The 23,751-nt window shown below is 70.3% G+C and carries 20 protein-coding genes; 16 read left to right on the top strand and 4 right to left on the bottom strand.

Annotation, left to right across the window (positions count from 1 at the left end; genetic code table 11):
- The first annotated feature begins 25 nt into the window (after positions 1-25).
- From AC21LY_RS11695 to AC21LY_RS11665, 7 genes are all read left to right on the top strand, one after another.
- A complete protein-coding gene (locus tag AC21LY_RS11695; protein WP_489046637.1) occupies positions 26-883 on the top strand; it encodes an ABC transporter permease in 858 nt (285 codons plus the stop codon).
- A gap of 40 nt (positions 884-923) precedes the next feature.
- Positions 924-1,706, top strand: a complete 783-nt coding sequence (locus AC21LY_RS11690; RefSeq protein WP_489046636.1) for an ABC transporter ATP-binding protein — start codon at positions 924-926, stop codon at positions 1,704-1,706.
- Positions 1,707-1,761: 55 nt separating this feature from the next.
- Entirely contained in the window at positions 1,762-2,736 is a 975-nt protein-coding gene (locus tag AC21LY_RS11685) for an ABC transporter substrate-binding protein (RefSeq protein ID WP_489046635.1), read from the top strand.
- Between the two features lie 149 nt (positions 2,737-2,885).
- Positions 2,886-5,081 (top strand): arylsulfatase, encoded by a 2,196-nt coding sequence (locus AC21LY_RS11680; protein ID WP_489046634.1) that lies wholly within the window; start codon positions 2,886-2,888, stop codon positions 5,079-5,081.
- A complete protein-coding gene (locus AC21LY_RS11675) occupies positions 5,078-5,983 on the top strand; it encodes a TetR/AcrR family transcriptional regulator (protein ID WP_489046633.1) in 906 nt (301 codons plus the stop codon). The genes AC21LY_RS11680 and AC21LY_RS11675 overlap by 4 nt, the downstream gene beginning before the upstream one ends.
- Complete coding sequence (locus AC21LY_RS11670; protein WP_489046632.1) at positions 5,980-7,029, top strand: DUF1254 domain-containing protein; 1,050 nt, start codon at positions 5,980-5,982, stop codon at positions 7,027-7,029. The genes AC21LY_RS11675 and AC21LY_RS11670 overlap by 4 nt, the downstream gene beginning before the upstream one ends.
- Positions 6,954-7,283, top strand: a complete 330-nt coding sequence (locus tag AC21LY_RS11665; RefSeq protein ID WP_489046783.1) for a DUF1214 domain-containing protein — start codon at positions 6,954-6,956, stop codon at positions 7,281-7,283. The genes AC21LY_RS11670 and AC21LY_RS11665 overlap by 76 nt, the downstream gene beginning before the upstream one ends.
- A 28-nt stretch (positions 7,284-7,311) precedes the next feature.
- Here the strand turns inward: AC21LY_RS11665 and AC21LY_RS11660 are convergent, their stop codons facing one another.
- Complete coding sequence (locus tag AC21LY_RS11660; RefSeq protein WP_489046631.1) at positions 7,312-8,202, bottom strand: LysR family transcriptional regulator; 891 nt, start codon at positions 8,200-8,202, stop codon at positions 7,312-7,314.
- A gap of 145 nt (positions 8,203-8,347) precedes the next feature.
- On the opposite strand from AC21LY_RS11660, the gene AC21LY_RS11655 reads away from it, so the two are divergent.
- The gene (locus AC21LY_RS11655) at positions 8,348-8,698 is read left to right on the top strand and encodes a hypothetical protein (protein ID WP_489046630.1); all 351 of its coding nucleotides are present in this window, start codon (positions 8,348-8,350) and stop codon (positions 8,696-8,698) included.
- Here AC21LY_RS11655 and car read toward each other — a convergent pair.
- Entirely contained in the window at positions 8,653-11,988 is a 3,336-nt protein-coding gene (gene car, locus AC21LY_RS11650; RefSeq protein WP_489046629.1) for a carboxylic acid reductase, read from the bottom strand. The two genes, AC21LY_RS11655 and car, sit on opposite strands and share 46 nt — an antisense overlap.
- Before the next feature lie 231 nt (positions 11,989-12,219).
- Here car and AC21LY_RS11645 point away from each other — a divergent pair, with 231 nt between their 5' ends.
- From AC21LY_RS11645 to AC21LY_RS11630, 4 genes are all read left to right on the top strand, one after another.
- On the top strand, positions 12,220-13,338 hold the full coding sequence (locus AC21LY_RS11645) for an LLM class flavin-dependent oxidoreductase (protein ID WP_489046782.1): 1,119 nt from the start codon (positions 12,220-12,222) through the stop codon (positions 13,336-13,338).
- A gap of 19 nt (positions 13,339-13,357) precedes the next feature.
- The gene (gene sfnG, locus AC21LY_RS11640; protein ID WP_489046628.1) at positions 13,358-14,467 is read left to right on the top strand and encodes a dimethylsulfone monooxygenase SfnG; all 1,110 of its coding nucleotides are present in this window, start codon (positions 13,358-13,360) and stop codon (positions 14,465-14,467) included.
- Positions 14,464-15,678, top strand: coding sequence for an SfnB family sulfur acquisition oxidoreductase (locus AC21LY_RS11635; RefSeq protein ID WP_489046627.1), 1,215 nt, complete (start codon positions 14,464-14,466; stop codon positions 15,676-15,678). Before sfnG ends, AC21LY_RS11635 begins: the two co-directional genes overlap by 4 nt.
- A gap of 168 nt (positions 15,679-15,846) precedes the next feature.
- Positions 15,847-16,872: an Atu2307/SP_0267 family LLM class monooxygenase gene (locus AC21LY_RS11630; RefSeq protein ID WP_489046626.1), complete on the top strand. Its 1,026-nt coding sequence runs from the start codon at positions 15,847-15,849 to the stop codon at positions 16,870-16,872.
- A gap of 9 nt (positions 16,873-16,881) precedes the next feature.
- On the opposite strand, the gene AC21LY_RS11625 is transcribed toward AC21LY_RS11630, so the two are convergent.
- Complete coding sequence (locus AC21LY_RS11625) at positions 16,882-17,526, bottom strand: maleylpyruvate isomerase family mycothiol-dependent enzyme (RefSeq protein WP_489046625.1); 645 nt, start codon at positions 17,524-17,526, stop codon at positions 16,882-16,884.
- Between the two features lie 109 nt (positions 17,527-17,635).
- On the opposite strand from AC21LY_RS11625, the gene AC21LY_RS11620 reads away from it, so the two are divergent.
- The gene (locus tag AC21LY_RS11620) at positions 17,636-18,019 is read left to right on the top strand and encodes a MarR family winged helix-turn-helix transcriptional regulator (RefSeq protein WP_489046781.1); all 384 of its coding nucleotides are present in this window, start codon (positions 17,636-17,638) and stop codon (positions 18,017-18,019) included.
- Here AC21LY_RS11620 and AC21LY_RS11615 read toward each other — a convergent pair.
- On the bottom strand, positions 18,000-18,665 hold the full coding sequence (locus AC21LY_RS11615) for a slipin family protein (RefSeq protein ID WP_489046780.1): 666 nt from the start codon (positions 18,663-18,665) through the stop codon (positions 18,000-18,002). The genes AC21LY_RS11620 and AC21LY_RS11615 overlap by 20 nt on opposite strands.
- Positions 18,666-19,032: 367 nt before the next feature.
- On the opposite strand from AC21LY_RS11615, the gene AC21LY_RS11610 reads away from it, so the two are divergent.
- The 3 genes from AC21LY_RS11610 (at position 19,033) to AC21LY_RS11600 (ending at position 23,716) form a co-directional block, all read left to right on the top strand.
- A complete protein-coding gene (locus tag AC21LY_RS11610; protein WP_489046624.1) occupies positions 19,033-21,486 on the top strand; it encodes an alpha/beta fold hydrolase in 2,454 nt (817 codons plus the stop codon).
- A complete protein-coding gene (locus AC21LY_RS11605) occupies positions 21,483-22,361 on the top strand; it encodes an ABC transporter permease (RefSeq protein ID WP_489046623.1) in 879 nt (292 codons plus the stop codon). The genes AC21LY_RS11610 and AC21LY_RS11605 overlap by 4 nt, the downstream gene beginning before the upstream one ends.
- 137 nt (positions 22,362-22,498) lie before the next feature.
- Positions 22,499-23,716 carry a Fic family protein gene (locus tag AC21LY_RS11600; protein ID WP_489046622.1) on the top strand — a complete coding sequence of 406 codons (1,218 nt, stop codon included), beginning with the start codon at positions 22,499-22,501 and terminating at the stop codon, positions 23,714-23,716.
- Positions 23,717-23,751: the final 35 nt, after the last annotated feature.

The following is a 23,751-nucleotide window of genomic DNA, read 5'->3' as shown; positions in this document are numbered from 1 at the left end:
GGTCTTTTCGCAGGGAGAACTCACGATGACAGACGATGCTTCGACGGCGACGGCAGCTCGCGACGACGGAACCGATAGGGCACAGCCCCCGAAACGCAGCGCGAGCCGCGCGGAACGCCGACTCACTGTGAAGGTCCGCGCGATCCAGGTCGTCATCCTCGTCGGCTGGCTCGCGCTGTGGCAGTTCACCGCCGATCAGAAGCTCCTCGATCCGGTCCTGAACAAGTCGCCCAAGCAGGCCTGGGACTATCTGGTCACCGCATCGGAATCCGGTGAGCTGTGGTCGAACACGGTCGCCACGATGAGCGCGGTCATCGTCTCCTGGGTGCTGGCGAGCGTCGTCGGCACCGTCTGCGGGCTCGGCCTGGGACTCCTGCCCACGCTCGAACGGATCGTCGCCCCGTTCCTCGATGCCTTGAACGCCATGCCGCGCATCGCGCTCGCGCCGCTGTTCATCGTCGCCTTCGGCATCGGCATGACGGCCAAGGTCGCCCTCGGCGTGACCGTGGTCTTCTTCATCGTGCTGTCCGGGGCCCGTGCCGGCGTGCGCACGGTGGATCAGGAGTGGCTGCGCATGTCCGCGGTGATGGGAGCGAGCAAGCTGCAGGTCTTCCTCAAGATCCTGTTCCCGGTCGCGACGCCCGCGATCTTCGCCGCGCTGCGACTGGGCCTGATCTTCTCCCTGCTCGCCGTCATCGGCTCGGAGCTCATCTCCGCGAAGGACGGTCTCGGACAGCTGATCTCGAAGTACTCCTCGCTGTTCCAGATGGAGGCCGTGTACGCGATGCTGATTCTCCTCGCCGTCGTCGCGGTGCTCCTCAACCAGATCATGCTCGCCGCGGAGCGTTGGCTCCTCCGCTGGCAGGCACCGTCGGACATGTAAGTCCCGACCACTCACCCTCGCCACCATCAGGAGACCCGAAGTGACCCCATCCACGCCGGTCGAGGACCGCACCAGCGCCGACATCGAACTCGAGAACCTCGTCGTCGAGTTCACCAGCCCCGACGGGGACACCAAGCGCGTCCTCGACAACATCTCCCTCACCGTGCCGACCGGCCAGTTCATCGCCCTGGTCGGGAAGAGCGGATGCGGGAAGACAACTCTGCTCAACACGATCGCCGCACTGGTCCAGCCCACCTCGGGTTCGCTGACCGTGCACGGCGAGCAACCGCGAGCGGCGCGCGAGCACCTGGGCTTCATGCCGGCGCGCGATGCGCTGCTCCCCTGGCGCTCGGCGCTCGGGAACGTCGAGTACGGCCTCGAGCTCCGCGGCGTCGGCAAGAAGGAACGACGCGAGATCGGCGCGCGATGGCTGAATGCGGTGCACCTCAAGGGTTCCGAGTCCCTCTGGCCGTGGCAGCTGTCGCAGGGCATGCGCCAGCGCGTCGCCCTCGCCCGGACCTGGGCGCTCGACCCCGACGTGCTCCTCATGGACGAGCCCTTCGCCGCGCTCGACGTGACCACCCGCGTCGCCGTGCAGGAGGAGTTCCTCCGCCTGTGGCAGAGCGAGCGGCGCAAGACCGTGGTCTTCGTGACCCACGACCTCGGTGAGGCGATCGCCCTCGCGGACCGGATCGTCCTCCTCAACGGAGGCGTGGTGCAGTACGACGTCGAGGTCGGCATCGAGCGCCCCCGGAACGTCCAGGACATCGCGGCCGACCCGCGCTACCAGGAGATCCACCACCGCCTTCGCTCGGCGATCTGAGCGACTCACCCCTCGCCCGAGCCGATTCCGGCCGGGCACCATCAAGGAGACCCCCATGAACCTCAGCAAGCGGATCGTCACCTGCGCGGTCGCCGGCGTGCTCGCAGCATCGGCCCTCACGGCCTGCGGCGGCTCGGACACCGGAGCCGACGACGGCACCTTCTCCCTCGGCACGTACCCGAACAGCATCCTCTCCCTTCCCACCGCCGTCGCCGAGGGCGAGAAGATGTTCGAGGCGGAGGGGCTCAAGGTCACTCGCGTCGACGCGAAGACCGGCCCGGAGATCGTCTCCGCCCTCATCGGCGGCACCACCCAGATCGCCGGCGGATCCACCGGCACCGTCATCCCCGCGCTCGGACAGGGCCAGGACCTGCGGGTCCTCCCCGTCTTCCAGGGCGAGTCCAAGGTCATCATGGTCACCGGCAAGTCCGGTATCACCTCGCTCGCCGGCCTCGCGGGCAAGCGCCTCGCGATCCCGGTGCGCGGCGGCGATGCCGAGACCTACGCGAACGAGGTGATCCGCGAAGGCGGCGCGGACCCCAGCACCATCACCTATGTGGCCGCCGGAGGCCCCCCGGCGATCGCCGCTGCCGTGATGAACGGCGAGGTCGACGGCGCCATCGGCACCGTCTCGAGCGCCGAACTCATGCGGTCCAAGGGAGCGGACGTCAAAGTGATCGCCGCGCCGCAGGACAACACGGCGGGCAACCGTGGCAAGGTCGGCCTCTCCGGCTTCAACACCACGACGGCGGCCTACTTCGAGAGCCACCCGAAGACCGTGAACTCCTTCTGCAAGGCGATGATCAAGGCGGCCTCGTTCATCGCGGACCCCGCGAACAAGGAGAAGGTCGTCGGCTACATCTCGACGTGGGTCGGGCTGCCGAAGCCGAACGCCGAAATCGTCTGGGGCTCCGAGCACAAGTCCTGGTTCAACACGCTCGACGAGGCGCGCTGGAAGGCCAACGTCGAGTTCGCGGGCGGTAAGCCCGTGTCCTTCGACAAGGTCGTCAACACCTGCGGTCAGCACTGATCCCGCCGGTACCGAAAGGACACGACATGCCGAACGACCTACGGACATACACCCCGGCGGAGGGGTTCACCGGCGTCATCCGAGGCACCGCCCCGGAGTCGACGCCGGCGTGGCCCTCGACCCCGAGTGCCTCACCCGGAGCGCCGAACGTGATTACCATCGTGCTCGACGACATGGGCTTCGCGCAGTTGGGCTGCTTCGGCGGCCTGGGCGGCCGGATCTCGACCCCGAACATCGACCGCCTGGCGGCGAACGGCCTGCGGTTCCGGGATTTCCACGTCACTCCCCTGTGCTCGCCGACGCGCGCGGCCCTACTGACCGGACGTAACGCGCACTCCGTGGGCGTCGGGACGATCATGGAGTACGCGACGGGGTACCCGGGCTACGATTCGATGATCCCGGACGATGCGGCGATGACCCCTGCGGTTCTGCGGGAATCGGGCTATTCCACGATGGCACTGGGAAAGTGGCATCTGACGCCCGACTGGGAGAACGGCCCGTGGGGACCGTTCGACCGGTGGCCCCTGGCCAAGGGATTCGACCGGTTCTACGGCTTCATGCCGGGAGAGACCTCACAGTGGGCGCCGGAACTGTGGCAGGACAACCACCGGATCGACGGCTCGGACCGCCCCGACGGCTACCACCTGTCCGAGGATCTCGTCGACCGGGCCATCGCGTGGACCGGCGAACACGTGGCGGTCACTCCCGACCGCCCGTTCTACCTGTACCTCGCGTTCGGCGCGATGCACGCCCCGCATCACGCACCCCGGGAATGGACGGACAGCTATCGCGGCGTCTTCGACGCGGGCTGGGACGTCATCCGCGAGGAGACCCTCGCCCGGCAGCGTGAGCTCGGCGTGGTGCCGGGCAACGCGGAGGTGCCGCCGCACAACCCCGATGTCGCCGCGTGGGCGGACCTTCCGGAGGACCAGCGTCGCGTGCTGTGCCGACAGATGGAGGTCTTCGCGGGATTCCTCTCGCACACCGACCACCAGATCGGCCGTCTGCTGGACCATCTCACCGATTCCGGCCGCCTCGAGAACACCGTGGTCCTCTTCCTGAGCGACAACGGCGCCAGTGCCGAAGGCGGCGAGCACGGGCTGTTCCACGAGCTCAGCTATTTCAACCGGAGTCCCGAGACCTTCGCGCAGATGTCGGAGCGCCTGGACGAGTGGGGCACCCCGGCGAGCCACCCGCACTACGCATCAGGCTGGGCGGAGGCCGGGAACACGCCGACCCGGTGGTACAAGACCACATGCCACGAGGGTGGCACGCGGGTCCCGCTGATCGTCCACTGGCCGGCCGGCATCCCCGATCCCGGTGCCGTGCGCACGGAGTACACGCACGTCATCGACCTCGCTCCGACGATTCTGGACCTGGTGGGCATCGATCCGCCCGAGAGCGTGCGCCGCACCCCGCAACGGCCGCTCGACGGTGCCAGCATCCGGGACGTGCTCGCCGATCCGCCCGGGCGCGCTCCTCGAACCGCCCAGCACTTCGAGTGTTTCGGCCACCGCGCGATGTGGAAGGACGGATGGAAGGCCGTCGCGATCCACCCCTCGACGATGCACGCCCATCGCGTGCGCATGCCGCTCAGCGAGGCCCGCGACGGCGACTACGCCGGCGACGTCTGGGAGCTCTACGACCTCGCCACGGACTTCTCCGAGGTGCACGACCGCAGTGCCGACCATCCGGAATTGCTGGCAGAACTGATCGAGCTGTGGTGGGCGGAAGCAGGCCGGTACCGGGTGCTGCCGCTCGACGATCGTGGCGGCGTGCGCGCGCAGGACCCTCGCCCGTCCGCACGCCGCGGTCGTTCCGAGTTCCACTACAGCGCTCCGATCATGCTGAGCCCCGGCACCTCTCCCGATCTGCGCGATCGCGGGTTCACGGTCACCGTCGACCTGGAGTACGCCGACGGAGCGGACGGTGCGCTGGTCAGTTACGGCTCAGGCGCGGGCGGATTCAGCCTGTACGTCCTCGACGGCCGGCTCACCGTGGACTTCGCATACCTCGGCCGCGAGCACTTCCGGGCCGCGGCCGCGGAGCCTTTGACGGAGGGCGCGCACCGGATCGTCCTGCGCTTCGATCGCACGGGGCCCGCCGCGGGGTCGGTCACGATGTCGGACGGCTCGGCGGTCGTGGCGCACCTACCGGACGTGCGCACCAATCCGATCATCTGGTCGATCGGGTCCGGGCTGCAGGTGGGCGGCGACAGCGTCTCGCCGGTCTCCACGGACTACCGCTCCCCGTTCCGCTTCACCGGGGTACTGCGTTCGGTCGACGTCACCGTCGAGCCCGCTGACGCTGCGCCGCAGGCGGACACGGCACACGTCCGGCAATGACCGCGTCCCGTCGCCGTCGCCCGACGGCCCCCGTCGCCGCGGGCGACGGCGCCCGGGAGCGCAGCGAGGCACTGACGGTCCGCGGGGCACGCAGCCGGGCCGCGCTCGTGCGCGCGGCGCGCGAGATCTTCGAGCGAGACGGCCTCATCGACGTGAGCCCTGCGAGCATCGCGCTGGCCGCCGGCGTATCCCGTGCCACGTTCTACACGTACTTCGCGGACCTCGAGGAGATCCTGCACGCGGTCGTGCACGACTCGCTGGATCCGGTGGGCGCCGCACTCCGCCCGCCACCCGATCCGGTACGCGCGCGGCTCGTCGACGCCGCGCGATCGGTCTTCCTCCGGACGGGATTCGCGGACGCGCGAGCGGAGGACATCGCCGGCGAGGCGGGACTGTCGCTGCGAGCGTTCGAGGACCACTTCGCGGACACCTCCGAAGCCTTCGCCGCCGTTCTCGACGCGACCCGCGAGGAGATGCTCCATCCGAGTGCCGAGGCCCGGCCTGCCGGGATTCGCGAGCAGATCGCATCCCGCCACCGCGACTATCTCGCGTCCTACTCGCGCAACGCCCGCTTGATGGTCCTGCTCGAGCAGGCGGCGCTCGTCTACCCCGCGTTCCGCGACCTGCGACTGCGGCGGGCCGAGGAGTTCGTCAACCGGAACGCGCAGTGGATCGCGCGCCTGCAGACGGACGGGACGGCAGACCCCGCCATGGACCCGACGCTGACCTCACGCGCCCTAAGCGCCATGGTCAGCCGATTGGCGCACTTCCATTTCGGCCTCCGGTCCGGGACGGCCGACGTGGACGAGCTGGTGGAGATCTCGACGGAGGTCTGGATGCGGACCCTCCGGATCTCCGTCGGCAACGACAACGACAACGACACGACGAAGGACGACTCATGATCGACGACCAGGACCTGTACGAGCGCGCGGTGGAGGCGTACGTCTACGCCTATCCCGCGGTGTTGATGGACGCAACCCGCGCAGCTGCGGAACGTCGTGCGCAGCAGGCGAACGAGCCCTTCACCAACGCCTTCCACCACCATGCCACCTTCCCCGACCACACGTTCACCGATGTCGTGCGGCCCAACGTGGACACCCTGTACTCGCAGATCTGGTTCGATCTCTCCGACGGGCCGCTGCTGATCCACGTGCCCGACGCGGGCGATCGCTACTACGTCCTCCCGTTCATGGACATGTGGACGGACGTCTTCGCCTCCGTCGGCCCACGGACGACCGGCACGGACGCCGGTGACTTCCTTCTGGTCGGTCCCGGCTGGGCGGGCACCGCACCGCAGGGCGCCACCGTCATCGAGAGTCCCACCACCTGGGGCTGGATCGTCGGCCGGACGCAGACGAACGGCCCTGCGGACTACCCTGCGGTACACGCCTTCCAACGCGGCTTCTCCGCGGAGCCGGTCACAGCAGGTACGACCGCGCCGACGCCCGAGCCCACGGCCGGTCCGTGGACGGACACGCCGCCGGTGATCGCCGTCGACGAGATGAACGCGCAGGAGTTCTTCGAACGGTTCTCCGAGCTGCTCACCGTCGCACAGCCGCACCTGACCGATAGGCGCAGCTCGCACGCCTGGCTCCTCTCGGCCTCGACCCCGATACGCGGTTCTCGTTCGCCGACATGTCACCCCGCGTCCGGGACGCCCTGGAGGACGCGCTGCCCGAAGCGGTACGCCGGATCCGCACCGCCGATACGCGCCACTCGTGGAATCTCAACGGCTGGACCATGCGCCCCGGCACCGGCAACTACGGGATCGACTACCGAACACGCGCGACCGTCGCTTTCGCTGGTCTGGGCGCCCTGCCCCCGCAGGAGGCGGTATACCCGCGCGTCACCGTCGACAGCGAGGGCCGAGCACTGTCCGGCGAACACCGCTACCGCATCCACTTCGCCGCGGACGCACTTCCGCCGGCACGCGCGTTCTGGTCCTTGACCATGTACGGCGAGCAGCAGTTCCTGGTCCCGAACCCGATCAACAGGTTCGCGATCGGCGACCGCGACGAACTGGTCTTCGGCGCCGACGGATCGCTCGACATCGTGATCCAGCACGACGATCCCGGTTCTGCCGAGGCGAACTGGCTGCCGGCCCCGCGCGGCCCCTTCAGCATGAACGTGCGGCTGTACCTCCCGGCGCCCGAGGCCGTGTCGGGCGACTGGACGCCGCCGTCGATGCAGCGGGTCGGGTGAAAGAGCAACGCCCGCCGCGGTGAACCGATCACTGGGCGAGACGGCGGGAGGCGATGTCCACGATCTGCCGTCGAAGCCACATACTCGCGGGGTCGTTCGCGAGGCGCCGCGACCACGCGATGTGGTAGTCGAAGTCCGGGATGTCCACGGGCAGGCGGAAGGTCCGCACCCCCGGCTTGTCGAAGCCGACCCATCCGACGGACACCAGCTCGGACCCGGCGATCATGGGAGGGACCAGATCGCTGTTGTTCACCGTGACCGCAATGGTCCGTCGCAGGCCGGCGTCCGCCAGCTTCTCGTCGATGAGCACTTCCACGAGCGCGCGGGGGAACGAGACGTGCTGCATGGCGGCGTAGTCGGCAGGGGTGAGCGGCCCGTCGAGCCCCTGCCGGCCCGCCGCGGCGATCCCCGTCCAGCTGACGGAGCCCAGCCGTAGCGACGGACTCCCGGCATCCACGCGCTGCGCGGGGAGCGCGATCGCATCGAGGATGCCGTCGAGCCGCGCATCGGAGCGGACCGGGGTACCCCGAACGTGAAGGACGACGTGCGGAGCCTGCTCACCGACGACCGCCGCCAGTTCCGGAACGATCATCGAGTTGAGGAAGTCCGGCATCGCCACGGTGAACGTCGTCGTGGCCGTACTCGGGTCGAAGTCCGGCGCCGACAGACTCGTGCTGACGAGCCGCAGGATGTCCTCCACGATCGGCGCGAGTCGTTCCGCCTCCGGTGTCAGCTGCAGCTTCTGCCCCGAGCGGACGAGCAGCGGGTCCCCGAAGGTCTTGCGGAGCCTCGCGAGTGCGTGGCTCGTCGCGGCTTGACTCAGTCCGAGCTGCGCCGCCGCCCGGGTGACGTTCCGCTCGCGGAGCAGTTCCCCCAGGACACGCAGGAGGTTCAGGTCCATCGTCGCAACATTCACCACGTGCATAGACTAGATCGAAACTATGCACTTCCGGTGAACCTCCAGGTGAACGAGACTGGTCAAACCGGCCCGATGCCTGCCCCGACGCGGCAGGCGGCCCGGCGAAGAGCACCACCGCCCCTGAATCCCACCCGATGAGGCCGACGTGATCGACTTGCAGACTCCCACCGCCGCTCCCCCTCGCACCACCGTCGGCCGGCACCCGACGCCCGGGAGCGCGCATCCCGGTGACGTTCGCCCCAGCGACGTCCTCGACGAGCGCTTCCTCGCCCGGACGTCGCCGAGGTGGGACAGGGTATCCCGGCAAGCAGGCTTCCGCGATCTCGCCCACGCCCTGGCCTGGGCGCGTACGGCCACGCGGTCGACCCGATCGACCGGCCCGATCGGAGCACTCGCGGATCGCCTGGGAGTGCCGTACTCGGTGCTCGTCTCCGTCAATGAGGTCCGGGACTACTTCGGCGACGGCTGGTCGGGGACGCGAGCGTCGGCGGGCTGAAGCCACCCCGTCGCCACGAACCCGTCCAGGTACCGCTCGATCAGCGGCCGGTCGAGGTTCGGGATGTCCCCGGACCCGACCTTCTCCTCGCGCACCGCCTCTCGGAACCGGTCGGCGGTCATGGCCGTTCCCGCATCGGCCCGGATGGGCCGGGCGAAGGACTTCAGCAGCGGGAGCACCGAACGCTGTCGGTCCTGCGCGGGCAGGGCCCGCAGCGCGGCCTCGAACCGGGCGAACCATTCGCCGTAGTCGGCGATCCGCTCGATCGGACGGTCCTCGGCGATCCAGTCGACGAAGTCGTCGAGCCCCGCGCCTCCCTCGTCGACGTTGAGCACGTGGAAGGTCCGGAAGCCCTCGCGCCCCGCGGCGCCGAGGGTGACGATCGCCTCCGCGATGAAGTCCACCGGCAGGCCGTCGTAGTGCGGGCACCTCCCAGTCGGGTCCGCGGAGAAGGAGGCCGGAGCGAGCCCCGTCTCGGCGATGCTCAGGAGCAGTCGGGTGAACTGGTCCACCGGGTTGTACTGACCCCGGAAACGACTGTGCGCCAGGATCATGTCGCACCGGAAGACCCGCACGGGCAGCCCCGCGAGATCGGACGCCTCGCGGAACAGGACCTCGCCGGCCCACTTGCTCACCGCGTAGCCGTTGGCGTAGACGTCCGCATCGATCCGGCGCTCCGAGCCGGCGACCCGCACGTCGTCGTCCTCCACGAGGAGGCGACCGTCGTCCTGCGGGACCACGGCCAGGGTGGAGACGTAATCGACCGACTTCCGTCGCACGGTGAGGGCCAGCCGGACGATCTCGGCCGTCCCCACCACGTTCGGGCCGAAGAGCTGATCGTAGGGCAGGACGTGGTTCACCATCGCGCCGCAGTGCACGATGTGGTCGACGCCGTGCGCGAGCCGGTCCCAGGCCTGCGCATCGAGCCCGAGGGACGGTTCGCCGAAGTCACCGGCGAGGACCTCGAGGTGCCGCTCGGCGAGGCCGGCGAACTCCGCCGTCAGCGCGGGATCGGCGGTGCCGATCGCATCGAGGACGCGACGGCGGGCGTCCTCGGCGTCCTCGCCACGTACCAGTGCGACGACGGTGCCGTCGCGCGGCGCTACCCGGCGCAACCACTCCAGCAGCAGGAAGCGCCCGAGGTAGCCGGTGGCACCCGTGATCAGGACGGTCGACGGCTCCCCGTGCGCCGCCGGGATCGACGGTGCCGCGGCCAACAGCTCGGGGTCGATGAAGCGATCGAGGCGCAGGTCGGCGGCGCGGGCCACCGTCGCATCGGCGCCGTGGATCGCCGCCGCCGTCGGGGCCTGCACGACGCCCGCGCGCGCCGCCTCGATGTGCTGGACGACGCCGCCGAGGGTCGCAGTGGGACCGACGATCGCCTGCACCGGCACCGGGAGGCTGTAGACCCCCTCGAGCGTGGTGGCCAGCGACAGCGCCGAGAGCGAATCGCCGCCCAGGTCCACGAACCGGGTCGTCTCATCGAGTTCCTCGGGTAGCACGCCGAGCGTCAGCGCGGCGGCGCGCAGCACAGTCTCGGCGACCGGGGCGTCCGCATCGAGGTGGCGCAGGCCGTCGCGACGGCGTTCCTCCGCGGCGTCGTACAGAGCGGTGAGCTCGGCGCCGTAGCGTGCGACCAGAGCGGGGCGCACGAGTTTGCCGACCCCGGAGAGCAACCCGTTCTCCTGGGAGAAGGGCTGGTGCTCGATGATCACGTCGCGCGGCAACTCGTAGCCGGCGAGGTCGTTCTCGTGCGCGATCACCGCGAGGCCGTCCAGCACCCGGGTACGCGCCTCGGCGTCGGTCTCGCCCTCGGGACCCGGCGACGGTACGACGACGCCCAGCAGGTAGGACCGCTCGCTGGTGCCGTGGAGGAAGATCTGGCGCACATCGGGCCCGGCACCGTACGTGGCCTCGAGCTGCGCGATCGGCACGAACTCGCCCTGTGCGAGTTTGATGACGTTGCCGCGGCGGTCCACGTACTCGAGTCGATCGGGTCCGAGCTCGGCCATGACGTCGCCGGTGTGGTAAAAGCCCTCGTCGTCCCGGATCCGCTTGTCCGAGTGGTAGTAGCCCGGGATCAGCTGGTCCGATTTGACCAGCAGTTCGCCGCGGGGATGCGGGGAGTCGGTGACGAAGTAGCCGAGTTCGGGCACGTCGATGAGCTTGTAGTCGGTCACCGGCGGGCGCGCGATGACGCCGTCGCGGAGGACACTACCGGCCTCCGTCGAGCCGTAGCCGATGAGGATGTCGATGCCCAGCAGCCATTCCATGAAGGTCTGCAGCTCTGCGGACAGCGCGGCGCTGCCGCACACGGCCGCCTCCACGCGGCCGCCCAGCACCCTGTCCCGCAGTTCGGCGCGCGCGGTCTCGGCGTCGGTCTCCGCCTCCAGCGCGAGGAAGCGCTGGTGGACCAGCTCGCAGACGCGGGGCACGAGACCGATCGCGGTGGGCCGCGCGGCGGCGAGATCGTCGAAGAGGGAGGACATGTCGGACGCGCTGGCGAAGTATCCCGGTACGCCCGCCGCCAGTCCGGCGATCAGCCAGCCGCGGCCGTACATGTGACTCATCGGCAGGTAGTGCAGCAGCGATGCGGACGGCGTCTCGGTGCCGATGACGCTGTGCAGCTTGAGCCAGGCGTCGACCATCAACCGTTCGGTGTACATCGCGCCCTTCGGCGTCCCGGTACTGCCGGAGGTGTAGATCAGGGTCACCAGCGGGTCGGTGCCCGGCTCGGGGGTGAAGAACTCGGGCACGGGCAGCGCCTCGCCCGCCCGGATCTCCGCTTCGATGTCCGCGTAGCCCTCGTGCTCACCGTCGAAGACCACCACCCGCGGGGTCGCGGAGGACTGGCCGAGCGCCTGTTCGGCCACGCCCACCTGGTCCGCGCTCACGGCGAAGATCTTCGGTCGGGTCTCGTCGAGGATCGCGGCGATACGCGCGGCCGGGGCACCGGCCTGCAATGGCACGTTGGGAGCGCCGAGGAGGGTTGCGGCGAGGTCGGCGGTCACGAAATCCGCGCTCGTGAAGCCCAGGATGGCGACGAAGTCCCCCGGTTCCACCTCGCCGCGCCAGGCAGCCGCCAACGCGGTGACCCGCCGCCAGATCTCGGCGTAGCTCACGGTGACATAGGGACCGTCGGGTCCACCATCCCGCGTCGCGAACGCAGGGCGATCCGCAAATCGGGCGAAGACCTCCTCGATCACTCGCGGCAGGCGCTCGACCTGTGCATCGTCCCGCGTCGAATCGTCGACTCGTGATTCGTTGTTCTGTACATGCTCTGCAGACATTCGACACCTCATTTCATTAAGAATGTCTAACTAACTCTTCCTCCACTGTAGCTACTCCCGAGTAGGTCCGCACGTTCGACGCATCGCGAGTCGAACCCTGGCCCTCACGCGCCCACCGTGGTGCACTGGCCATCCGTAATCCAGCCCCGTCGACGGAAGGCCACCGTGACCTCGCCCAACCCCCTCCACCTGCACTGGTTCCTGCCCACCTACGGCGATTCGCGGAACCTCATGGCCGGGGGCCACGGGAGCTCGATGAGCGGCGACCGACCCGCGAACCTGCACTACCTCAAGCAACTGGCCCTCGCGGCGGAGGCGAACCGGTTCGAGGCGGTGCTCATCCCGACGGGGCTGTGGTGCGAGGACGCGTGGCTCACGGCCGCGCTGCTGACGGACGCGACCCAGTCGCTCAAGTTCCTCGTGGCGCTGCGCCCCGGGCTGGTCAGCCCGCTCCTCTCCGCCCAGATGGCCAGCACCCTGCAGTGGCAGTCCGGCGGCCGCGTCCTGCTCAACGTGGTCACCGGCGGCGAATCCTCGGAGCAGCGCGCCTTCGGCGACACCCTGAGCAAGGACGAGCGTTACGCCCGCTGCGGCGAGTTCCTCGACATCACCAAGCAGCTGTGGACCTCGTCCGAGCCGGTGAACGTCGCCGGGAAGTACGTCTCCGCCGAGAACGCGGTCCTCGCCCGCCGTCCCGATCCCGCGCCCCCGATCTTCTTCGGCGGGAGTTCTCCGGCCGCCGGCGATGTCGCCGCCAAGTACGCCGACACCTACCTCACCTGGGGCGAGCCGCCGGCGCAGGTGAAGAAGAAGCTGGACTGGGTGCGCGGCCTCGCCGCCGAACAGGGCCGGACGCTGAGCTACGGGATCCGCCTGCACGTGATCTCCCGCGACACCAGCGAGGAGGCCTGGGCCGAGGCCAACCGGTTGCTGAACAACCTGGACCCGGCGACGGTGCGCGCGGCGCAGGCGAACCTGGCGCGGAGCGAGTCCGAGGGGCAGCGCCTGATGCGCGAACTCCACGGCGGCGGTGCGGCTTTCGACGAGGCCGCCGACGCACGTTCGCTGCAGGTGTACCCGGGACTGTGGACCGGTGTCGGTCTGGTCCGCGGTGGTGCCGGCACCGCGCTGGTCGGCTCGCACGACGAGGTCGCCGACCTCATCGCCGAGTACGCGGCGCTCGGCCTCGACCACTTCATCCTCTCCGGATACCCGCACCTGGAGGAGGCGTACCACTTCGGCGAGGGCGTCCGCCCCCGCCTCGCGGCGCGCGGCCTGCTCGATGCCGGCGCGGCATCGTCGGAGCCGGTCCGCGGCGCCTTCCTGCCCGACCTCTCCCCCACCTCCTAGCCGTACAGAAGGACCGCACATGACCACCGAGAAGATCGCCGACGAGATCAAGTTCGCGTACTGGGTGCCCAACGTCTCCGGCGGCCTGGTGACCAGCGACATCGAGCAGCGCACCAACTGGGACTTCGAGTACAACCGCAAGCTCGCCCAGACGGCCGAGCGCGTCGGCTTCGAGTACGCCCTCTCCCAGGTGCGGTACATGGCCAGCTACGGCGCGGAGTACCAGCACGAGTCGACGTCGTTCAGCCTTGCGCTGCTCGGCGCCACCGAGAAGCTCAAGGTCATCGCGGCCGTGCATCCCGGCCTGTGGCACCCGGCGGTCCTGGCCAAGTTCGGCGCCACGGCCGACCACCTGTCGAACGGCCGCTTCGCGATCAACGTGGTCTCGGGCTGGTTCGCCGGCGAGTTCCGCGCGCTCGGCGAGCCCTGGCTCGAGCACGACGAGCGCTACCGCCGCAGCGCCGAGTTCCTCGAGGTGATCCGGAAGATCTGGACCGAGGACAACGTCGATTTCGGCGGCGACTTCTACCGCATCCGCGACTTCACGCTCAAGCCCAAGCCGCTGAACACCCCGGAGCGGCCGAATCCCGAACTGTTCCAGGGCGGCAACTCCTCCGCGGCGCGCGTGAACGGCGGCAAGTACGCCGACTGGTACTTCTCGAACGGCAAGGACTTCGACGGGGTCACCGACCAGCTCGACGACCTGCGGCGCGTCGCCCGAGAGGCCGAGCGCGAGGTCAAGTTCGGCCTCAACGGCTTCATCATCGCCCGCGACACCGAGAAGGAGGCGCGGGACACCCTGCGCGAGATCGTCGAGAAGGCTAACAAGCCCGCGGTGGAGGGATTCCGGGACGCGGTGCAGCAGGCCGGTAAGTCCACCAGCGACGGCCGCGGCATGTGGGCCGACTCGTCGTTCGAGGACCTGGTCCAGTACAACGACGGCTTCCGCACGCAGCTCATCGGCACGCCCGAGCAGGTGGCCGAGCGGATCGTCGCGTACAAGGAGCTGGGCGTCGACCTCATCCTGGGCGGCTTCCTGCACTTCCAGGAGGAGATCGAGTACTTCGGCGAGAAGGTGCTGCCGCTGGTCCGCGAGATCGAGGCGAGTCGCGCCGGGGCGCTGGTGTGACGGTCGCGCCGGTAGTCGACTCGCGGCCCGCCGCGGCTATCGACACCGCCGAGGCCGCCGCCGTCGCCGCCGCGCGCGAGCTCGCGGCGCGGTTCGCCGACGGTGCCGCCGAGCGCGACCGGCGGCGGCGCCTGCCGCACGCGGAGGTCGAGTACCTCTCCGACGCAGGGCTCTTCGCGTTGACGGTGCCGGCCCGTTTCGGCGGACCCGACCTACCGCCGTCCGTCGTGGCCGAGGTCTTCCGCACCCTCGCGACCGCCGATGGATCGCTCGCCCAGATCCCGCACAGCCACTACGTCTACCTCACCGCCCTCCGCCTCGCCGCCCCGGAGGACCTGCAGCGCAGGATCTTCGGTCAGGTGCTCGACGGCGCGCGGATCGCCAACGCGCAGTCCGAGCGCGGCGGGAGGACGGTCGCCGAGGTCGCCACGACGCTGACCCGCGCCGACGGCGGCGCACACCTGGACGGCGAGAAGTTCTACTGCACGGGATCGCCCTACGCGCACCTCCTGGCCGTCCTCGCCCGCGACGCGGACACCGGCGAGCAGGTCATCGCCTTCGTGCCCGCGGATTCCCCGGGCATCACAGTGCTCGACGACTGGAACGGCCTGGGCCAGCGCACGACCGGCAGCGGCACCGTCCGCTTCGACGACGTCGCCGTGCCGCTCGACGCGGTCCTGCCCCGCTCCCCCGCGGTGTCCGAACCCACCGGCTACGGCGCCTTCGCGCAGCTGCTGCACGTGGCGATCGACGCCGGCATCGCCCGCGGCGCGCTCGAGGCCGCGGCCGACTTCGTCCGCACGCGATCCCGGCCCTGGTTCGAGGCCGGCGTCGAGCGAGGGCAGGACGATCCGCTCGTGGTCCAGCGCTTCAGGGAGCTGACGGTAGCGGTGCGCGCCGCCGAGGCCGCGCTCGCCGTCGCCGGCGCGGCCGTGGACGACGCCTTCGCAGCCCCCGGTCCGGACACCGCGGCCGAGGCCTCCCTCGCCGTCGCCACCGCGAAAGTGCTCGCCGACCGAGCGGCGACCGAGGTTCCCTCCGCGCTGTTCGAGGTCAGCGGTACCCGCAGCGCCGCGGGCGATGCTGGTCTCGACCGGTACTGGCGCGATGCGCGCACGCACACCCTGCACGACCCGGTGCGCTACAAGGTCCACCATCTGGGCCGGTTCACGCTGAACGAGGAGCGCCCGCCGCTGCACGGCGTCGTCTGACGCCCCCGATTCGTGCACCCCCACCGCCACCCTCCCACCCGGCTCGTCCCGTTCCCACCCATTCGCCCGGCATTGCGGTGGGCGTCGAACGAATCGGGGGGAATGCTCGCGGCGTCCGCCGAGAAGCGATTCGGACCATAGTCCGGTTATCGGTGTACGATGGCATCCATGACGATTCCCGAGTTCGGTGTGGATACATTCGGCGGCGTCACCAAGGACGCGCACGGCGAGCCCCTGCCGCATCCGCAGGTGATCCGCGACCTCGTCGAGGAAGCAGTCACCGCGGACCGGGTGGGCTTGGACTTCTTCGGCGTCGGCGAGCACCACCGGGCGGACTTCGCCGTCTCGAGTCCGGAGATGGTGCTCGCGGCGGTCGCCGCCCGCACGGAGACCATCCGCCTCGGCTCGACGGTCACGGTGCTGAGCTCGGACGATCCGGTGCGCGTCTACGAGCGCTTCGCGACGCTCGACGCCGTGTCGAACGGCCGCGCCGAGATCGTCGCGGGTCGCGGCTCGTTCACCGAGTCCTTCCCCCTGTTCGGCTACGACCTGCAGGACTACGAGGTGCTCTTCGAGGAGAAGCTGGAGCTGCTCGCCGCACTCCTCACCGAGGAGCCCGTCACCTGGTCGGGCAGCACCCGCGCCCCGCTGTCCGAGCAGCGCGTGTACCCGACCACGGCGGACGGCATCCGCGCCTGGGTGGGCGTCGGCGGCAGCCCCGAGTCCGTGGTCCGCACGGCCCGTTACGGATTCGGCCTCTTCCTCGCGATCATCGGCGGGCCGGCGGACCGGTTCGTGGCGTACACCGACCTGTTCGCCCGTGCACTCGACGAGTTCGGCCTCCCCCGCAGGCCGATCGCCGTGCACTCGCCGGGCCTGGTCGCGGAATCCGACGAGCGGGCCATGGAACTCGTCTTCGACGGCTGGATGCGGATGCGCCGCCGCATGGTCACCGAGCGCGGCTGGCCGCCGCCCGCGGTGGGCGATTTCGAGCGCGAAGTCGAGACGGGCTCGCTGTACATCGGCTCGCCGGAGACGGTGGCCCGTCGGATCGCCGCCACGATCCGCACTCTGCGCGTGGACCGCTTCGACCTCAAGTACGACCAGCCGGTGACCCACGCCGACCTGGTGGAGTCGATCTCGCTCTACGGCGAGCAGGTCGTTCCGATGGTCAAGGAAATGCTCAGCGACTGACGCCGCTGGTCAGCCTGTAACACCGAGCCGCTGCGCGGCCAGGGAGGCACCGGCACCGTCAAGCCCGGACAGCCCGGCGGGCCTGCCGGAGAGCACCAGCAGCAGGTCGGCGATCGGCCCGCGCACCTCGGGTCCGTCACCAGCCGACCAATCGACGTCGGTGGCGGCGAACCGCAGCCCCGCGAACCGCTTCCGCGCGCCGAACAGGTAGCCGACACGCCAGATCCGCTCGGCCCCCTGCGCCGCCGCAGCCGTATCCACCAGCATCTCCACGCCGAGCGGGCGCGCGATGTCCTGAGCGTGGATCTGGGTGTCGAACAGGATGTTGCGCCAGTTCGTCATTCGCGGCAGGGCCGTATTGTCAGCCTCCTCCCGCAGCATCACGGCCGACCGAGTGCCGTACTCGGCGGCCGCCTCCCGGGAGAGCAGGTCGATCATGCCGTGCAGCCGCCCGCGGGCGCGAACCGCCGCTGAGACCATCGCGCCGACGGGGGCCGGCCGGGGCACCGCCGCGAGATGACCCGCGACGTCGTTCACCGTCCAGCCCGCGCACAGCGACGGCGCGGACCACTGCTCCGGGGCGAGCCCGTCGAGGACGTCCGCGATGGCGATGCCCTGCGCCGCGATCACCCGCCAGGCCTGCTGCTCGTCCATGGCGACCTCCAATTTGATCAGCTTCTCTGACCAATATTAGTCAGCCTCTTGTACTGTTTCAAGAGTGGAGATCGGAACCGGGGTGCTGCTCTTCGTCGCCTATCGCGCGATGGAGAATCGCGCGATGACCGCCGCGAGGGACGCCGGCTACACCGACATCACGCTCGCCCAAGCGCGGATCGGTCAGCGCATCGGCCCCGGCGGCACCCGGCTCACGGACCTCGCAGAGCAGGCGCAGGTGACCAAGCAGACCGCGGGATTCCTCGTCGACCAGCTTGAACGCGCCGGCTACGTCGAGCGCGTCCCCGACCCCGCCGACGGCCGCGCCCGGCTCATCCGCCTCTCCCCCCGCGGCGTGGACGTGGCCGCCGTCGCCAACGCCGAGGTGGCCCGGGTCGAGCGGGAATGGGAGGACCACCTCGGCGCCGACGCCTATCGCGACATGCGCGCCGCGCTGCTCGAACTGCGCGAGATCACCGACCCGTATCGCTGAAAACGATCTTCGCGCCGGCCGGCGCGGCCTCGATCATGCGCAGCCGCGCGAGCGCCGGTGACGCGTCGAGCATGCGCCCGGCGTTGGCGAGCGCGCGGAGCGCGGCCGTCTCGGAGCGGGCCTCCTCGAGCCGCGCGGCACCGCGCGCCTTGGCGGTTATCAGGTCGACCGCCGCACGACGGATCTCCGGCGGCAGGACTATGTCCTTGACGACGACCGCGAGCACCTCCACGCCCACCGCCTCAGCCGCCGTGTTCACGGCCGCACGGAGCGCCTCGCCGTCGACGGCGTCGGTCCGGCGAACCAGGTCGTCGACGCCGATGCCGCCCAAAGACTCCCGCAGCGCGATCTGCGCGGCGAGGTAGACCAGGGCGTCCGGATCGGCGGCGCGTTCGAGATATGCGGCGGGGTCGCTCACCCGCACACGCAGCGTCGCCGACACCCGGACGGGCACCGATTCCGCAGTCACGATCTCCTGCGGCGCAACGGCGATCATCCGCTCGGTGACGACGACCGGAACGACGGAATGCGCCCGGCGCATCCGGTGGGAACCGGGTGCGAGCACACGGACGGCGACACCGTCGCGGTACTCGACGGCCCGACGGCCGACCGGCACCACGATGCGGCGGCCGCGGACGATGGTCATGACGGACACGGCACTCTCCTCTCGTGGGTGGCCCGAGGGCCTGTGGGTGGTGCACCGCACCGCCGGGTGTGCGGCGACGGCGGGATGTCCCGGGTAATGGCCGGGGCATCGCAGGGCCGGCGCCGCCCGCGCTCCCGGCGGGTCGGCGTGCGGGGGACTCGAACCCCCTGGGCCCGGAAGGGCCGTGCCACTGGACGGTTCTGCCGGTTCGAACGCGCGGAACCGGTGGGCGGTATCCCGCTCCGGCCGCTCCCCGATCAGTGCCGGGTCCACCATGGCAGCCGTGGGTGGCGGATCGCAAAGTATTTTCGCCGTGGGCGGACTCGACGCAGCGGCGCAGTCGCGGAACCGCACATATCCTGGTCGGGTGCCCCCACCTCGCGCTCTGCGCAGCGCCGCGAAGCGGCCCCTCGTCACCGGTGCGGCGCTGGCCGCCGTCGTGATCATCCTCGCCGCGTTCGCCGCCTGCGGGCTGGGTGGGACGAGCGCGCCGTCGTACCAGCGCACCGATCAGCAGATCGACGGGGCGGGGGTCAGCCTGGACACCTCCTTCTTCCGGCCCGACGGTGGCGGCCCCTTCCCGGCGGTGCTCCTCGCGCACGGCTTCGGCGGTTCCAAGGAGGACGTACGCGATGAGGCCGAGCAGCTGGCCGGCCGCGGCTACGCGGTACTGACGTACACGGCACGGGGGTTCGGGAAGTCGACGGGGCTCGTCGGCCTGGACGCGCCGGACGCGGAGGTCGCCGACGCGCGCAGGCTCGTCGACTGGCTCGCCGGCCGCTCGGACGTGCAACAGGACCGGCCGGGCGATCCGCGCGTCGGTGTGGCCGGCGGCAGCTACGGCGGCGCCCTCGCGCTCCTGCTCGCCGGGCACGACAAGCGCGTCGACGCCATCGCCCCGCGCATCACCTACTGGGACCTGCAGCAGGCTCTCTTCCCCGGCGGGGTCTACAAGAAGCAGTGGGCGGGAATCCTGTTCACGATGGGCGGCGGCTGCGCGAAGTTCGAGCCGGCGGTGTGCGAGATGTACACCCGGATCGCGCAGGGCGGCGCCCTCACCGACGGCGATCGCGCGCTGCTCGCCGCGCGCAGCCCCGCATCCGTGGGCGCCGAGATCCGCGTCCCCACCTACCTCGCGCAGGGCGAGCTGGATTCGCTCTTCCCGCTCGAGCACGCCGACGAGGCCGCCCGGCGCATCGCCGCCAACGGCGCCCCGGTGGCGGTGGACTGGATCGCGGGCGGACACGACGCCGGCAGCGCGGAGGACGCCAGGGTGAACGCCCGCACCGTCGACTGGTTCGACCGCTACCTCAAGAACGTCGACGCGCCGGCGGTCCCGGCCTTCCAGGTCTCGCGGTCCGGCGGCATCGACCGCGAGACCGGCGAGCGCACCGTCCGTGCGTCGAGCACCGACGCCTACCCGGGACTCGGCGGGATCATCACGCGCACCGTCGCACTGCCGGGCTCCCCGCAGCGGGCCGAGAACCCGCCGGGGGGCGCTCCCCCGTCTATCTCCAGCGTCCCGGGCCTCGGCGCCCTGGCCTCGTCGGCGGCGGCGCTCGGCTCCGGGGGCCTGTCCCGCGACCTGCCCTCGCAGGCCGCCGTCGTCGACTCCGCGCCGCTCGCGGGCCCCGTTACCGTCACCGGCGGTCCGACGGTGACGATCAAGGTCGACTCCACCGCGCCGGAGGCGGTGCTCTTCGCGAAGCTCTACGACGTGGGTCCGGAGGGCACGCAGATCCTGCCGCAGCAGTTGGCCGCCCCGATCCGCATCCCCCTGGCCGGCGGCACCGCCACCACCACGATCCGGCTGCCCGTCATCGACCACGAGTTCGCCGCGGGACACCGCCTGCGGCTCGCCCTCGCCACCACCGACCTCGCGTATCTCTCCCCCGACGCGCCCGCGACGCACACCATCACCGTCACCGGCCCGCTCACGCTGCCGGAGGTACCGGCCCTCAAGACCGCGCCGGCTCCGCTGCCCACGTGGGTGTGGGTGGCGCCGCTCGGCGCGCTGGTGATCGCCGCCGCGCTGCTCCTCGTGCGCCGCCCGTGGCCCGCGCCGCCCGCCGACCCGGACTTGGCCGACGTCGCGCTGCAGGTGACGGGCCTGTCCAAGAAGTACGCGGGCGGCGACGGCTACAGCGTGCGGGATGTGACCTTCCGCGTCGACCGCGGCCAGGTCCTGGGCCTGCTCGGGCCGAACGGTGCCGGCAAGACCACCACCCTGCGGATGCTGATGGGCCTCATCACACCCGACGAGGGCGAGATCCGGGTCTTCGGCCATGCCATCCGGCCCGGCGCGCCGGTGCTCTCCCGAGTCGGCGCCTTCGTCGAGGGCGCAGGCTTCCTGCCGCACCTGTCCGGCCGCGCCAACCTGGACCTGTACTGGCGCGCCACGGGCCGACCCGCCGACGAGGCGCATCTCGAGGAGGCGCTCGCGATCGCCGACCTCGGCAGCGCGCTGGAGCGCCCCGTCCGCACCTATTCGCAGGGCATGCGGCAGCGGCTCGCCATCGCGCAGGCCATGCTGGGGCTGCCGGACGTGCTGGTGCTCGACGAGCCGACCAACGGTCTGGACCCCTCGCAGATCCGGGAGATGCGGGACGCGATCGTCCGCTACGGCGCCACGGGCCGCACCGTCATCGTCTCCAGCCACCTGCTCGCCGAGGTCGAGCAGACCTGCACGCACGTCGTCGTGCTGCGGCGCGGCGAACTCATCGCGGCGGGCACCGTCGACGAGATCGTGCAGAGCGGCGAGCACGGCGGTCCCCGCAGCCTCGAAGACGCATTCCTCCAGCTGACGGGAGACGAGGCATGACAGCGACGACCCCCTCGGTGACGGCGCGGGACGGCGCCGCACCCGGCTACGGGCCCGGCCGGACCCTCACGGTCCGCGTGGAGCTCGCGCGGCAACTGCGCCGCCGACGCACCCTGGTGATGGCCGCTCTGCTCGCGTCCCTGCCGATCGTGCTCATCGTGGCGCTCGCCGTCGGCACCGACGACGGGGGCCGCGGCAGCGGCCGGCCGTCGATGTTCGACGTCGCGACGGCGTCGGGCCTGAATCTCACGGCCACCGTACTCATCGCGGGCACCGGCTTTCTCCTGGTGATCCCCGTGGCGCTGTACTTCGGCGACGCGGTGGCCTCCGAGGCCGACTGGTCCTCGCTGCGCTACCTCCTCGCCGCGCCGGTTCCGCGGACCCGACTCCTCGCGACCAAGGCGATCGTCGCGCTGATCCTGTCCGTCGCGTCGGTGGCGCTGCTGGTCGCCGTCGCGCTGGTCGCGGGCACCCTCGCGTACGGCTGGGGGCCGCTGCAGACCCCGGCGAACTCGGCGATCCCCGCCTGGGAGGCGTTGTGGCGGCTGCTGCTCGCGGCGGGTTTCATCATCGTCTCCGAGCTGGCCACCGCCGGGCTCGCGCTCTGGCTCTCCACCCGCACCGATGCGCCCCTTGCGGCTGTCGGCGGGGCCGTGGGCCTCACCGTGATCGGCAGCGTCCTGGACCAGGTGACCGCGCTCGGCGGCCTGCGCGCCGCGCTCCCCGCGCACTGGCAGTACGCCTGGACCGATCTCCTCCAGCCGAGCATCGAGTGGGCCGCGATGATCCAGGGCGTATCCCTGTCCGTGAGCATCGCCGTCGTCTTCGTCGCCCTCGCCGTGCGCAGCTTCCGCACGAAGGACATCGTCAGCTGACGAGGTACGGGATCGACGCTGGACAGCCACATGCGGGCACATTTGTCATTATGGGGAGTTTCTTACAGATAGCCGCCTCAATCGGGTCGCATATTTTTCCCTCGACGGCGTGTTCGACGGACAGCAGGAGGTGAGCGGTGGCCTATCGCACACTCAAGTCCGTGTTCCATCAGCGCGACACCGCCGGGGCCGACGCCGAGAAGGCGTCACGCCGCGCATCGCCCAGCGCACTCGAGTGGGAGTTCCGGATCGGCGATCACGAGTTGTTCTGCCTGACCACGCCGCGCATCATGGCGCTGGCCGAGCGGATCATGTCGCTCGACACAGGAGCTGGAGACACCTGGTCCGACCTACCCCCGATCGCTCGGAGTCACTACTTCTCCTCGAGGATCATCGAGGAGATTCAGGCCACCAACGATATCGAGAACGTGAACTCGACGCGTCGCGAAATCGCCGATGCGCTGCAGTCGTTGCAAGACGAGCCAGCAGGCGACCGCCGCTTCCGCGAGATGGTTCGGCTGTACGCCGCACTCGGCGATCGCGCAGTATCCGCGCCGAAAACTCTCGACGACGTACGCAGCCTCTACGACGCTGTCATGAGTGGCGAAGTCGATCCGAGCAACGCACCAGACGGCACGCGATTCCGCGCGGGCAGCGTCCGAATAACATCGGGCGAGAAGGTGGTCCACACGGGATTCGCGCCCGAGAGCGCGATCGACGCCGGACTGACCGTCATGCTCGCGGGACGGAGGGACGACGAAGTTCCCCACCTCATCCGTACGGCCGTCGCCCACCTGATCTTCGAGGTCGTCCATCCGTTCTACGACGGAAACGGCCGAACCGGCCGTTTCCTCCTGGCCCTCGACCTCGCCGAGCGACTGTCCCCCATCTCGTGGTTCTCACTGTCCGCAACCATTTTCGAGAACCGCGACCGGTACTACCGCGCTTTCACCGACCTCGAACACCCACTCAACCGCGCCGACGCCACGCCGTTCATCGAGACCATGCTGGAGATCATCGCGGAGGCACTTCACCGGCTCGCGGTCGATCTCGCCGAACGGCGGACAGCTCTCGACAGGCTCATCGAGGCCATCAACGACGTCGCGCCGGTCGGAGTCCCCGTCGACGACGACTACCGAGGCATTCTGTACGCACTCGGCCAGGCCACCCTCTTCGGCTACACCAGCACCTTGACACTCGATGAGCTCACGGACGCCGGGCCCCGATCCAAGCGCACCGTCCGAACCAAGACTCAAGCCCTCGTCGAGGCGGACCTGGTCGAGACCACGTCCCGCAAACCGCTGCGATTCCGCCTCACCCGAGCGGGCCGGGAGCTGTGCGCGATCGCCGAATGACGACCCCGCGCGTTGCCGGCCCTGTCCCTGCGTTC

The organism is Tsukamurella sp. II2bb (assembly GCF_057815145.1).
Note: the sequence above shows the minus strand (reverse complement) of the source record. Positions and strands in the feature narration are given on the sequence as shown.